This is a genomic window from Leptospiraceae bacterium (assembly GCA_024233835.1).
Classification (GTDB): Bacteria; Spirochaetota; Leptospiria; order Leptospirales; family Leptospiraceae; genus JACKPC01.
This window is the reverse complement of record JACKPC010000002.1, coordinates 606,066-619,950: the sequence shown is the minus strand read 5'-3', so window position 1 is coordinate 619,950 and position 13,885 is coordinate 606,066. Positions and strand designations below refer to the sequence as shown.

Genomic DNA, 13,885 nt, shown 5'->3' with positions numbered 1-13,885 from the left:
GGTTTTATAAACATCTCTTGATAGATATGTCAATAAAATTGAAAGAAAACGCGTTTTGAAATCGTCCTATACATAGGAGAGGAAACGGATAGGAATTGGAAAAGTAACATAAAAAAAATAATATTTAACAATTTTTTTCTTGCCGCTTTTAGGAAAAATTAATATATTTGGAAAAAGTGCCAAAGTTTAGCATTTTATAATGATTCTAAAAATGCTAACTACAATAGGGGAGTTTTGCAAAATGTTTGATAATATCGATTTGGTTCCTGTTTATCATGAAATTATAAAAAGGTATAGTAAATACCTCGATTACGGAAAAAACATGAGACTTTCAGAATTGTATATATATAAAAATTCGAAAGGTGAGTTACAGACCATGGAGGTCTATGATATTTTCCAACCGGATCATAATGAGTGGTCCTATGAAGTAAAAATACATGCGAGCAATCTTTTTCCTTCTGTATCAGATAACGATAGTCTGAAAAAGTGGTTTCTATCCTTAAGTATGAAAGAACATTATTTAGCAACCGGTATATTCCCCAGGGTAATCGATTTAAAATCTCTTGAAGAAGGTTTTATGATACTCAGTCGATACCCTATTGTAAATCCAAGAAAGAAAATGGAACCCATACGTATGTTGTTTAATGAATTTTTGAATTCAGACGATGCACTTGTGAGTTATTCTGAATTTATAGATTTTATTCGCGATGCGAAAGAAGCGGGTTTTTTAAAGATTGAGCAGATAGGTGGAGAATACATAGTGATGGTTCGTGATAAGGATGTTTTCTTTGAAGATATTCATAGCCTCTGTGAATTTGAGAAAGTCAGGAGAGTCTATTCCCCTCATCGTGCATAAGAACCGGAATTTCATTCTTAAACTTTCCGTTGTAAATGGGCTATTCTTAGTTCTTTTAAGCGTAGCCCTTTTGTTTATATTCCCTCAAAAAGCAAAGAATATGGCTTCGGGTTTTAAAACGCCTATTCTTTACTTCGAGTTTATCCATACAGAAAAAGAAGTAAAACTGTTTTTTGAAAATGGAGATCCATTCATTTCTGATATGGATAGAGGAAACCAGCTTGATTTTCTATTTATGCTGGTTTACAATTCCTTTTTGTTTTTCATTATTTACTATAGGTTGAAGCTGGGAGCAGCCAGGAAAGTGATTTTTTTAGGCATTTTACCCTTTTTTACTCTTATCTTTGATTTTTTAGAAAATCTTCAGCTTTTGGGTTTGAGTTCTGCCTTCCGAAAGCAGGGAGACATGAAACCTGCACTTGAATATTTAAAAATTTTTACTCATCTGAAGTGGGGGAGCCTTACCTTACTCTTTGCAGCCTTTTCATTTCTTTTTTTTGATCAGTACAAAAAAAAATCCATCCCGATTCTTGTGCTAAAGTGGAATGGAGTTTTTTCTTTTGTTCTTTTTCTCTTTATCGTATTTGAACGTTCTTTTTTCAATGAACTACTGGGTTTCATGGTAGCTATTGAATTTTTGTTTTTATGGATTTATCTTTTGTTTGAACTTAAACACTCTGTTCCTTTTGAATCTCGAGGAGCCTGATTTTCAATTCTTCTTCATATTCGGGTGGAACCAGCGTTTTCTTTTCAAATGGAACTACGGATTCACCTTTTAAAATTCTATCTCGAATACTGATATATTGTTCATTGAAAGGAATTTCGATTCTCGAATAGCCCCCACCTCCATCGGCCTGTCCGAGCCTCATGAGCTCCGGTCTGAGACCCGATTCTTTTAAAAGAATGATAGAAAAAGCAAGACCCATACCCATTCCATCCGTATCTTCCGGGTGATCATGGAAATATTCCATTATATCACTGTATTTCATGGCTTTTTTCAGGTAATCTCTTAGATAGCGCTCCTGGCTAACTCCGGCTTCGGCATGGTTGAAAACCTCAGCGTTCAAACCATTATCATTATGACTGATTTTACAACGGACGAACATTTCGTTGGCCTTCAGTTCCTGTCTGTATTCATCTATATTTTCGATATGAATGGTTTTTTGAAAGCGGGATTCATTATCCATAACTTCCCTGGCATGTTCCAGATCCAGTCCGTGCTTTTTAAAATACAGGTATCGCATGTTCGCTACAATCGACCATTTCATCAATTCCTGGATAACACCATAAATGGAGGGAAATAAATCTTCATGTTTGTAGAAATCCAGAAGAATTTTCATACTGGTCTCAAGATTTTTACTAACAGCCTCCGTAATGGTATAGCATCGAAATTCGAGTGCTTTTCCTTCTTGTATTCCCTGTTTGATTTCATCTTCTGAGTAAGATTCCATTGCATTATCCATAGTATGTTTATCAAAAATTTCTATATTCCTATTCTTAGTTTGTCAATTTTTTTATTAAAAATATCTTTTAGAAATGCGGTACCGGGAAATTCTGGCTGAAAAAAGGGGCTTTTTTTGCGCTATTTTCTGAATTTTATATTATTTCCGTTTCGTAGCCTGGTATATTTCTGGAAAACGATTTTTCTTTTGAAAGCAAAAAGAGGAGAGCATATTTTGCTATTTTTTCCCTCTTCGTTTAGTTCGGTGAGAAAAACTACAGCCCTACAATTAATCGAGGGGAAAGATAAAAGCTATACCTTATTAGAATATTTGCAGCTTTTAGAATCACTGAAAAGTGTGAAATCTCTTAAAAAAGTTTCTATTTTTGTTGATAGGTTGGATATGGGTTTTGCTGAGCTATATTCTGTGACCGAAGTTCTAAAGACACTAAAGGAAACTGGAATTACCCTTTCGGCCTATGCCATACAGGGAGATCTAAAAAGTCTTTATTTATTATCCTTTTGCCAGGAACGATATAGTTTGGATTCCGGAGAGTTTCATGTTTTGCTTCCTTCTATGGAACCCTTCTTTTTTGGTGGACTCATATCCGAAAAATTAGAAATGGAAGTGGAAAATTATGCTTCCGGTAAATATAAATCCTTTGCAGAAATTTTTACACGAAAAGGTTTTTCTAAAGAATCCAAAGAAAATCTGAATAACTTAATTTCTTCTCTGCGCTTGCAGATAGAGCAGACATTTTATCAAAATACCCAAATCGATCCTGAAATATTAAAAACACCTATACTCAGTTCGGAAAAATTGAAAAAACTGGGTTTCTTTCAGAGATTATTTGATGATGAAATGTATGTATTCAACTATCTTTTTCCTGAGTATGGAAGTGACGAAGAGGATGATGAACCTCAGTATAGAAATTTAAGCATGAAGCAACTAAAGCGATTAAAAAAATTTCAATCTTTTTCTGTTTTTCCACCCAAAAAGGAAAAGCTGCTCGTACTTCCTTTGAAAGGAAACATTGTTACGGGAAAGAAAGAAGAAGGAAATATAAAAGCAGGTTCGATCCAGGCTTACTCACTCAGACGTTTAATCAGAGAAATCAGGGAGGATGATTCGGTTAAGGCTGTTATTGTTGAAATCGATTCCGGAGGTGGTTCCGCTTTTGCCTCAGAATTAATTTATAGAGAGATTGCTAAGCTGGCAGCCACAAAACTTACCTGTGCCTATTTTCAAAATGCTTCTGCGTCCGGGGGCTACTATATAGCAGCAGCCTGTAATCAGATCTATTCCAATCCATTTTGTATTACCGGTTCTATCGGGACAGTAATGGTTAGACCGAACTTCAAAGGTTTATATCAGAAATTAGGAATCAGTAAAGACAGGCTCGGATTTTATCCACTGAGAGATGTATTTTCAGAATATGGTAAGCTTAGCCCTAAAAGTAAAAAATTCGTAATTGATGAAATTGAGAGAAATAAAAATATTTTTTATAGCAGGGTGATGCGATCAAGGTCTAAGACAAAAGAAGAACTTTTTGAATTGGCTGAAGGAAGGGTATTTACAGGTAAGGATTTTCACGAGAAGGGTATGTTAGATGGAATTTTACCTTTACAGGATTTAATTAGCAATATAAAAGAAAAACTCGGTTTTAAAAAACTTGTAGTAGAATATCTTTCACCTGTATATGATATTCAGACCTTTATAAATGATATGAATTTAATGAAACAAAGAATCCCTAAATCCCTGTTAAAAGTATCCGAAGAGATTTTTAATTATCAGGATAAGGGGTTTGAGTATAAATCCTATATTTCAGAACACATAGTAAATTCGATTAAGGAGGGTAGCTTTTGATATTTAAATTAGTTACCGTTTTATTTTTTTTGATTCCTACTTTACTGTTTTCTAATTCACCTCGTCCCAGATGGTATATTAATCATTTTGAATATTATGGAGAAGAAAATGAAGCCTGGCTGAGTGAGGGTTTTCGGGAAACATTGATTCATAATTTGAATCGATTAAAAAATATCGAAATTGTAAAGCAGGATGAGGAAGCATATGTTAAAAAAATGCTTGAAGAAAAGAGAAATGCGAATGATAGCATTGATCGTTTTAAAACTCTTCCCTCCATTCTAAAAGTAGATTACATATATGATGCAATTCTAAAAAATGATGGAAAAGTGCTCATTTTCACGATTCACATACGGAAAAGCCCGGATTATAGTATTTATAAGAAGCTTCATGTGGATGGAAGAAAAGATAATATATTAGACATACAGGATCAGTTAATTGCAAATGTAGTGAATAACTTAAATATTAAGTATGATTCTGATGAGAAGAAGAGTATAAGCAAAGGACATATATATTTCTATAGTTCATTCAAGAAATTTTCGAAAGGGCTTATCTCTATGTATAATAAAAAATATTCAGAAGCCATTCAGACCTGGGAAGAATTAAAAAAGGAAGATTCTTCTTATACAGAGTTGTATGAATTACTGGCTTACGCCTATCGAAAACAAAAGGATTATAAAAAAGCACTATATTATTGTGAGGAGTATAAGAACGGTCTGGAAAAACGAAATAATAAAAAAAGCTGGGCCTATGTTTCTAATTTAGATAGAATTGCTGAATTACAGCTTTTATTAAGAAATTATAAAGATGCGGAACGAACCGTTAAGTTTTCTTTAATGCAACAAAGGGATTATGCTTTTGAAGATTCTCTTCAATTTAGTAACTCGAATGAATTAATGGCTTCTGTTTTTGAAAAACAGAAAAAAAATGATGAAGCCCTTTCCTTTTATGAATTAAGCAATACCTTAAGAGCAAAGATAGACTATAAAGATAGTTATTTGTATTCGGATACTTTGATTCAAATAGCAGATGTTTTAAGTAAAAAGGGTAGATTTGATCCGGCAATAAAAACCTATGAAGAAGCGGTAGAACATAGGAAGAAAAATGAAATCTATCATACATTTAATACAGCAAGGGCATATAACCACTCCGGTCTGGTATATAATAAAAAGAAAGATTATGATACTTCCATTGAAATGTTTCAAAATTCGAATATGATTTTAGATAAAATTGGAAAACAAAAAGTAAACCTGTATGCTTCTAACTTAAATGATATCGGGGTTTCTTTAATGAATAAAGCAGATTATGAAAATGCAATATTCTATTTTAAAAAAGGTCTGGCACTGAGAGAGGAACTGAAGCAGCAAAGAACTCTAGCTTATGCTGTTGCAGCTTATAATCTCGGAGATATTTATTATCGGAAAATGTCTGAGCCCTGTGAAAGTATGCCCTGGCTCGGAAAGGCAGCCGGAATTGAATCCAGCCTCAACCACCCTTATGCGCGTCAGGATTTAGAGTATTATACAAAAGTAAGAAAGGATTGTGAAGCCTTAAAAACGGCAATAAAATAAGACAGAGGTTATATGGATAAATTTATCGAAGGGGAAAATTCTACCCAGGAAGAAATTTTAGATTTTATAGGAACTTTATGCGAAAGAGGGCAGAGACTTTTAAAAAGACCGAGTCCTTATGAGTTTAAAAGTAGCGAAGAATATAAAAATAAAACTCTCTGTCTCGTTGCTACACGGGTAAGTGATAGACGTTTAACTCTAATTTTTATCTGGACTCCCGATGATATAAAAGTATTACGCGAAACTTTTCTTGATAAAATTTTTGCCGGAGGTTTTAGTATAAATTTTTATAGCCTTCCTAACGACCTGGCCAGGGAGTTTATGGATAAAAAAGCAGTTTGATTTAGTTTATTATCTCGAGTTCAGGATAAGTATTGGGGACTGTGAAATTTATACTTGTACCTTTTTTATCGATATTATTATTAATATATATATTTCCTCCGTGTTTATCTATAAAGTCTTTACACAGGGATAGACCAAATCCATGACCTGACTCTTCGGCCGTTCCTTTTGTTGAGATTGTATATGGAAATTTCCATATATCTTTAAGTTTATCTTCCGGGAATCCGATTCCGTTGTCTGAAACTGTGATTTGGGTATATGTATCTGTTTTTTCCGCTATCACAAGGATTTTCCCATTTATCTCTGTGAATTTTATAGCATTTGAAAGTAAATTACGAAGAATGGTACTTAGCATATTATAATCTGCGTATAGATAGAAATCTTCATCTATGGTGTGAGTAAGTTGAATGTTTTTAGCTTTTGAATTTCCTTTAAAATAAGAAAAAATTTCAGAAAGAAGGAGCTTAAGTTTTATTTTTTGTGGATGAAAAGGAAGATTTCCCGATTGAGATTTAGACCAGATTAATAGATTGTCAAGAAGTGAATAAGCCTCAGAAGCTAATTGATGGATTAAGTCTAATTCTGTTTTGACTTCATCTGAGTTTATCTCATTATAAGATGATTGTATTAATTTTAGAAATCCTATAATTGTACTGATTGGATTTTTTAAATCGTGAGAGATAATTGAGAAAAATTTGTCTTTATCCTGGTTTAGTGTTTTTAATTTAGATTCACTTTCTTTTAAATTTAATTCTGCCTGTTTTGTATCTGTTATATCATACGAAAGGACTACTATAGAACTAACATTTTTATCTTCATTGAAAAAAGGCACATAATTTACTTTTATCCAGCGTTTTCCGTTAGCAAGATTGAAAGTATTTTCATAAGAGACGGGATTGCCGGAAAGAACCACTTTAATGTATGGCAATGCAAATTGGTAATTCTTTTCTCCGATGACTTCTCGAATATGCGTACCTACTATTTTATCTACCGGAATTTTAAAAGAATCTTCAAATGCTTTATTTACAAATTCATATTTAAGAGAATTTGCATTTACGAATGCAACGTAACCCGGCAAGCTATCGGTTAATGCTTTGAAACGGTTAATTTGCTCTGATATACCTTTTTCTAATATAGAATTTAAGTTTTGGAGTTCTTTCATACTTTCTTCGAATTTTTGTAGTTCATATAACTCCTCTGACTTTAAATTACTATCTGTAAGATTCAGATATTCCCGCAGTTTATGAAATTGATTAATAATATCCATATAGTTTATACCCTGGAGTTGCCTAACAAATTTTCAGACAACACCAGGTGATGTCAATCGATAAAGAGTATTTCTTTAATCTCTTTCTTTCGTAAACATATCTCTTATTTTATCGAGTATATTTTCATTTTTGAAATCCTTAAACTCTCCGGCATCAAAAAATAATCCATTGCACCTTGAACAGGATTCATACCAGATATGGTGTTGTCCTACATCCACCATTGGGATCATCTTTACATGACAGCGTGGACAATTTACATCATCAATATTATTATATTTTTTACCAATTTTTGGATCTCCAATATCAATTGCTTCAGAACCTCTTATTTTTTTTAGGTCTTCATGTTCTTGCATATCAAACCAAATACCAAAGCAATTGGTACATCTATCCACCTCAATATCTGCATATGTTACAGTTTCCATTGGGGACTTACATTTTGGGCATTCCATACTTTTCTCCTTATGAAAAAGATTATTTATTAATTTTATTTTATGTAAATAAAAAATTTTATTATTAAGCAGCTGAAAACAAAGGAAACTATTAATTAAAATAAAAAAAAGAAGATTTTTTTTAGCTGAATAGAAATTTTGTATTATAAAGGTATTGTCCGGAATGAAAGAAATTATTTTACAAGTCAATGGACTTCAATTTAGCTGCCTTGAAGCCGGAGAAGGAGATAGGTTACTTCTTTTTGCTCATGGGTTTCCCGATACTCCATATTCTTATTCTGAACTTATAGAAAAGCTTGCCATAAATGGATACCATTGTCTGGCACCATTTATGAGAGGTTATCATCCTACAGAGATTCCTCCGAGACAGAAACAAAATCCGGATGCTACCATTCAGGTAATCGAGCTGGCAAGAGATCTCTGTGAAATTACAAAACAAATTTCACATAAGGATTGTATTCTTATCGGACATGATTGGGGAAGTGTGGCTGCTTATGCGGCAGCAAATTATTCTCCCAAATTATTTGCTGGTCTTATAACAATGGCGGTTCCACCCATACCGGTATTTTTTAAGAATTTACTAATAAACCCGGGACAATTTTTAAAAAGTTGGTATATGCTTTTTTTTCAACTTCCTTTTGAAATTCCAGAATCCCTGGTTCGTTTAAATAATTTTGCGTTTGTTGATAATTTATGGAAGTCCTGGAGTCCGAGATTAAACGGGAAAATAAATTATATGTCTGATGTTAAAGCTGCTATACGCAATAAATCGCATTTAAAATCAGCACTTGCCTATTACAGAGGAATGTTTCAACCCAGACTGGATGAATTGATTTTATGGAAGAAAAGTTTGGAATTGGTCATGGATCCTATTACTATAACTTCACTTGTGATTAATGGAACGGAAGATGGGTGCATCGGGCAAGAATTATTTAATGGACTGGAATTTGCTTTCCATGCAGACTTCAGACATGCCAGGCTGGAAGGGGCTGGACATTTTTTACCTCTTGAAAGGGAAAAAGAAGTTCTACAACTTATATTAGAATTTTCTCAAGAATTAATCGGTTGATCTTGAAGAGGTAATTTGATGGTAAAGGAAGTCCCTTGATTAACCTTACTTTCAGCAATAATTTCACCATGATTTATTTTTATAAATTCATGGCTTAGAACAAGACCTATGCCGCTACCACTTTCAGTTTCAGTTCCTTCCCTGTTTTTTTTGATAGAGGGATCAAATAGATTATTTAAAATATCTTCAGGGATGCCAATTCCACTATCTATTATCTTTATGCATCCAAAGTCTTTTTCACAATAAATGTGTGCCCGAATTTCACTTCCCCTAAAGCTAAATTTTATTGCATTTGAAATGATGTTTCTTAAAACTATAGAAATCATATTCAGATCAGCGTGAACATTAAAGTCATCATCAAGGAATTTTTGAAAGCTTAAGTTTTTATTTAAAAAGATAGTTTCGAAAAAAGCGTAGGTTTCATCTATGAGAAAATTTAAAGAGAAAGAAGTGGGTGTAAAATGTATATCTCCGGTTTGAATTCTTGACCAATCAAGAAGGTTTAAAAGTAATTTCTGTGCTTCTATCGATGATTTATATATGAGCTTCATGTAATGAATGCAACGTTCAAAACCTATCTTTTCCCTATTTTTAAGAATTAGGTTACTGGCATTTATTATCCCGGCAAAAGGATCTTTTAAATCATGAGCAATAATCGAAAAGAATAAATTCTTTGTTTGTATAGCTTTTTGCAATTCAAGGTTTTTTTTCTTCAGAAGATCTCTGGATTCTTTAAGATCCAGATGTGTTTGAATTCTTGCGACAAGTTCTTCTTTAGAGAAGGGTTTTGTTATGTAATCAACACCTCCTGCAGCAAAACCTTTTTTAATATTTTCTTGATCATTTTTAGCTGTTAAAAAAATAATAGGAATTTCTCTGGTAGTTTCATGTAATTTCAATTCTTTACAAACTTCAAATCCATCCTTACCCGGCATCATTATATCTAATAAGATCAAATCAAAGTTAATAGATTTACTATTTTCAATAGCCATTTCTCCATTTGTTGCGAAGTATACCTTGTAACCTTCACGTTTTAGAATATTTGCTACTAATTGAATATTTTTAGTAATATCATCTACGATAAGAATTTTTTCATTGCGTTCCTGATTCATAAATGTGCTGGATTATAAATTTGAATATTGCTTGAGTTTATAAAGAATAGATTTAATTCTATCCAGATCAAATGTCTTCGTATATTCTTCAAGTTCTTGGCCAAATTTGGAGAAATCCTGGATCTGGTATGTTTTACCAAGTTTTTGTAAGTATAATGCAAAATTTTCGATTTCTTCAAAAGAAGAGGTTATACTGGCTTCAGAAAGCTCTTTAGAAAAATAATTTTTGATTTCCTGGGGAATGAGAAATAAATTACCTGGGTTCAGATTTGAGCTATGGATATAATTGGAATCCATAGAAGCTTCTTTTAATTCTGAATGGAAACTGTTATTATTTGTTTGTACTTTAGGAAACACTAGAAAGAAAGTACTTCCTTTACCGAGTTTACTTTTAACACGAATATTTCCATTCATAATTATAGCAAGATTTTTCGAGATGGATAGTCCCAAACCTGTACTTTCAATATTTTTATCCATTTGCTTTGATATTTTTTGAAACATTATAAATATCTCCTGCAATTTATTAGAGGGGATGCCCCTACCGGAATCTTTGATAATAAAACTGAGATGAATAGAAGCATCTTTATTAGTTTTAAATAAAACGCGAATGTTTACAAATCCATTTTGTGTATATTTAACTGCATTTCCTATCAGGTTAAAAAGAATCTGTCGAAGTCGCAATTCATCTAATATAATGATATCAGGTAGATTGTCTTCTATTATAATTTTAAAATCGATGTTTTTTTCTTCAGTTTTTAAAAGAAAGATATTATGCATTTCTTTGAGAAGCTTACGTATACTAAAAGATTCATAATTGAGTTCTATTTTTCCGGCTTCTATTTTCGAGAGATCTAAAATATCATTTATCAGGTTTAATAGGCTATTCCCATTGCTTCGGATTAAGGAAAGCTGATTTAGTAAGGTCTCATCAGTTATTTTTGAAGAAAGAATGTCTGAAAAACCTAATATAGAGTTTAACGGAGTACGAAACTCATGTGATATATTAGCTAGAAATATACTTTTTGTTTTATTGAGCTTGTCCCACATACCGTTAGAGTTCAAACGGAACATATATAAGATATTATGCAGCTACTTTTTTGTCAAGCTGTTGTTCTAAAAAGTCAGCTAAAAATATATTAATTTTATTAACTCCATTTATCTTGCGAAACCTTTTCTCTTGATAAAGCAAATTAACAGATACCCATCTTGAAATCATATCTGTTCCCAGATTCCATTTCTTGACTCTTTTCATTAACGATTTGGGGCCACTGAAACCAGATTCAATTGTATTCGTTGTTAAAAATGTTTTACGCATTTCCACAGGCATTCGTATTTTATGAATAGTTAATAGATCATATTCTGCTTCTTTTAAACTGTTTGAAGCAGAATAACTTATTCGACTTAGCCAGGTTTCAAAACCCAGGTATTCTTCTTTAGCATCACTATATTCATTGCAAGAAAAGATTCTTCGATAACGAAGCTTACATTCCTCATGGTGTTTCTCTGGAAGCTTTGCGAGTAAGTTCCAGAGCTTGTGATTGGTACATCTCTGGATAACTGCACTATCTCCAAATTGTTCTTTTATGGCTTTCTTTAAAGAGCCTGAACCATCCAAAATAAAAATCACTTTATCTGTAAATTTCAGACCCCTCTCCCGGAAAGACACTAAAAGTTCTTTTGTAATTTCATAGTTCTCCGTAGAACCCTCTGAAAATCCAAGGAAATGCTTGTTTCCTTCAATATCAACTCCAAGAGCTGTTACTATAGATTGACCTCCCACATTAGTTCCGTCTATGAATACTGCAAAGAATTTATGATTTTCAAATTTTCTGTTCTTAAACTCATCAAGCTTTTTTCTCGATTCTAAAATGAATTGTCTCGAAACAGAGCTTTTGGATAAACCAGCATCTTCTGATAACTTCTCAATTACCTCTTCATACTTCCGAGAACTAACACCTGCTGATAAGACATTTAATATTCTATCTGAAATATTATCCATCTTTCTGAGATTTTTATAACTCTTTAATGGAAGCTCTTCATTTCCTTTGCGAACTCGTGGTTTTCGTAAAGGAACTTTCTGTCCCTGGATATAGATACTACCATTTTCGCTTCCGCCTCTGTGGCATAAATCATTCTTCTTATGAGAAAAAACTTTCCCACATAACTCTTCCACTTCCAATTGAATAAACTGTTGAATGATTTCTATACTGGCTTTCTGAAGCAGGCTTAAAAGCTCATTATGGGCTATTTTACGAAAGGCTTCCAGAGGTAAAATTTCCTCTTGACTGGAATGATGGCTGGTTTTATTCTTCTTCATGCGGAACTCTCCTGTTGATTTTTTTTGCCAAAACTATTTTCTGGCGAGTTCCGTTTTTGTAAACCCTAACGATTCAGGGGACTAACTCGTTTTATTTGCTAATTCTGCCTCTTCTTTTGCTTTGGTTAAGTTAATCTCAGCATTCTTTCTCTTATCAATATCTAAAACAATTAAATAAAAATACTGGAAATCTCCATTAGAATTTTTAGTAGCTGTTACTCTTGTTTCTGCCCAAAAATAAGTACCATTTTTTCGAAGGTATCTTTTTTCTACAATAATAGGATATTGATTTGGATTTTCAATAAAAGACTGTTGAACTCTTAAAGAATCGTTAAGGTCGTCCGGATGGGTTAGTACATGAAAGTTGTGTTTAAATTCTTCTTTTTTATATCCGAGCATTTCCGGCCATTGTCGATTAAAAAAGACAGGTTCTCCACTTTTCTTAGCAATCACAATTCCGACAGGCACGTTTTCTATAATTTCCAGAAGTTGATCTTTGTCCATAATAGGAGAGTTTTCAATCATTTTCCCCGTTTGACTTTTTTTATTTTTTGAAAAATCGGAAGAAAGGGTGTTTTCAAATTCTTCACTTCGTTTCATACTGTCTATCCAGTATTTCAATAGAGTAAAAACTTACAAGTCTAAACCATTTTTTTTGACAAACCTTACAAGTCTGGACGAAATCATCCTGAAAATATGCGAGAATGAAAAAAACGGAGGATTTATGGATTCAAACAAAGTTGAACGAATGAAGCAATTTCCAAAAATCAGACATGTAGATTTTGGACTGGATAAACTTGAAGTGACAAATCATTGGTTTAGAGATAATATGATTATTACTCATTTCTTAAATAGCTTTCACATGGTTTTTCCACCGGGGGAACGTTTTTTTATTCGTAGTGTAAAAGCCTTTAGTGAGCAATTAAAGGACGAAGGTCTAAAAAAAAGGGTGAAAGCCTTTATTGCTCAGGAAGTAAATCACGGAAGAGAACACGAAAAATTCTATCGTGTCCTGGAAGAGAAAGGTTATAAACCCGAAGTATATTTGAATTTTTATGAACAAATGGCTTATGGAACTATAGAAAAGATTACCAATACTATTTTATCAGAAAAAATGTCATTATCAGTGACTGTAGCACTTGAACATCATACAGCTATTTTAGCTGAAGCTGCCTTTTCTTCAGATGAGTTGCATGAGCTTCCGGATGAAATGAGAAAAATGCTTCTCTGGCATGCCGCTGAAGAAATTGAACATAAAGCAGTAGCTTTTGATGTACTAAAAGAAATAGATGACTCTTATTTTTTAAGGATTGCTGGAATGATAATAGGTACAGCTTATCTTGCTTTATTTGTATTGCTGGGTCAGGCTTATTTTATTAGTCAGGATAGGGAAATAAAATTATCAAACTTATTCAGTGATATATTAGGAGTTGGAAATTTTATACAAAAAATTGGTGCTGGTTATGTAAAGAACTTCTTTGATTATTTCCGAATCGATTTTCACCCGGATGATATAGACAATGCTTATCTGGCTAAAGAATATTTTGAAACAGAAATTCCGTATATAAAAAAGACAATAGCTGCTTAAACTTGGAG

The 13,885-nt window shown here is 32.8% G+C and carries 14 protein-coding genes; 7 read left to right on the top strand and 7 right to left on the bottom strand.

From position 1 onward, the window contains the following. Window positions 1-241: 241 nt before the first annotated feature. On the top strand, window positions 242-856 hold the full coding sequence (locus tag H7A25_12030) for a hypothetical protein (protein ID MCP5500627.1): 615 nt from the start codon (window positions 242-244) through the stop codon (window positions 854-856). Further along, entirely contained in the window at window positions 789-1,562 is a 774-nt protein-coding gene (locus H7A25_12025; protein ID MCP5500626.1) for a hypothetical protein, read from the top strand. The genes H7A25_12030 and H7A25_12025 overlap by 68 nt, the downstream gene beginning before the upstream one ends. Here H7A25_12025 and H7A25_12020 read toward each other — a convergent pair. Continuing rightward, the gene (locus H7A25_12020) at window positions 1,525-2,319 is read right to left on the bottom strand and encodes a hypothetical protein (protein ID MCP5500625.1); all 795 of its coding nucleotides are present in this window, start codon (window positions 2,317-2,319) and stop codon (window positions 1,525-1,527) included. The two genes, H7A25_12025 and H7A25_12020, sit on opposite strands and share 38 nt — an antisense overlap. A 213-nt stretch (window positions 2,320-2,532) precedes the next feature. On the opposite strand from H7A25_12020, the gene H7A25_12015 reads away from it, so the two are divergent. From H7A25_12015 to H7A25_12005, 3 genes are read left to right on the top strand one after another with little or no spacing between them, the layout of a single operon-like run. Beyond that, on the top strand, window positions 2,533-4,164 hold the full coding sequence (locus H7A25_12015; protein MCP5500624.1) for a S49 family peptidase: 1,632 nt from the start codon (window positions 2,533-2,535) through the stop codon (window positions 4,162-4,164). Beyond that, window positions 4,161-5,732: a tetratricopeptide repeat protein gene (locus H7A25_12010; GenBank protein ID MCP5500623.1), complete on the top strand. Its 1,572-nt coding sequence runs from the start codon at window positions 4,161-4,163 to the stop codon at window positions 5,730-5,732. The genes H7A25_12015 and H7A25_12010 overlap by 4 nt, the downstream gene beginning before the upstream one ends. Before the next feature lie 12 nt (window positions 5,733-5,744). Then, window positions 5,745-6,074 (top strand): hypothetical protein, encoded by a 330-nt coding sequence (locus H7A25_12005; protein ID MCP5500622.1) that lies wholly within the window; start codon window positions 5,745-5,747, stop codon window positions 6,072-6,074. A 1-nt stretch (window position 6,075) separates the two neighbouring features. Here the strand turns inward: H7A25_12005 and H7A25_12000 are convergent, their stop codons facing one another. Further along, window positions 6,076-7,341: a PAS domain-containing sensor histidine kinase gene (locus tag H7A25_12000; GenBank protein MCP5500621.1), complete on the bottom strand. Its 1,266-nt coding sequence runs from the start codon at window positions 7,339-7,341 to the stop codon at window positions 6,076-6,078. Between the two features lie 75 nt (window positions 7,342-7,416). Next, a complete protein-coding gene (locus H7A25_11995; GenBank protein ID MCP5500620.1) occupies window positions 7,417-7,791 on the bottom strand; it encodes a zf-TFIIB domain-containing protein in 375 nt (124 codons plus the stop codon). A 163-nt stretch (window positions 7,792-7,954) separates the two neighbouring features. Between H7A25_11995 and H7A25_11990 the strand changes: the two genes are divergently transcribed. Then, entirely contained in the window at window positions 7,955-8,860 is a 906-nt protein-coding gene (locus tag H7A25_11990; GenBank protein MCP5500619.1) for an alpha/beta hydrolase, read from the top strand. Here H7A25_11990 and H7A25_11985 read toward each other — a convergent pair. From H7A25_11985 to H7A25_11970, 4 genes are all read right to left on the bottom strand, one after another. Continuing rightward, window positions 8,842-9,972, bottom strand: coding sequence for a hybrid sensor histidine kinase/response regulator (locus tag H7A25_11985; protein ID MCP5500618.1), 1,131 nt, complete (start codon window positions 9,970-9,972; stop codon window positions 8,842-8,844). The two genes, H7A25_11990 and H7A25_11985, sit on opposite strands and share 19 nt — an antisense overlap. Before the next feature lie 12 nt (window positions 9,973-9,984). After that, window positions 9,985-11,043: a hypothetical protein gene (locus H7A25_11980; protein ID MCP5500617.1), complete on the bottom strand. Its 1,059-nt coding sequence runs from the start codon at window positions 11,041-11,043 to the stop codon at window positions 9,985-9,987. A gap of 10 nt (window positions 11,044-11,053) precedes the next feature. Continuing rightward, window positions 11,054-12,289, bottom strand: coding sequence for an IS256 family transposase (locus tag H7A25_11975; GenBank protein MCP5500616.1), 1,236 nt, complete (start codon window positions 12,287-12,289; stop codon window positions 11,054-11,056). 81 nt (window positions 12,290-12,370) lie between these two features. Beyond that, window positions 12,371-12,889, bottom strand: a complete 519-nt coding sequence (locus H7A25_11970) for a PAS domain S-box protein (protein MCP5500615.1) — start codon at window positions 12,887-12,889, stop codon at window positions 12,371-12,373. Window positions 12,890-13,013: 124 nt separating this feature from the next. Between H7A25_11970 and H7A25_11965 the strand changes: the two genes are divergently transcribed. Further along, window positions 13,014-13,877 carry a metal-dependent hydrolase gene (locus tag H7A25_11965; GenBank protein MCP5500614.1) on the top strand — a complete coding sequence of 288 codons (864 nt, stop codon included), beginning with the start codon at window positions 13,014-13,016 and terminating at the stop codon, window positions 13,875-13,877. The last annotated feature ends 8 nt before the right edge of the window (window positions 13,878-13,885 follow it).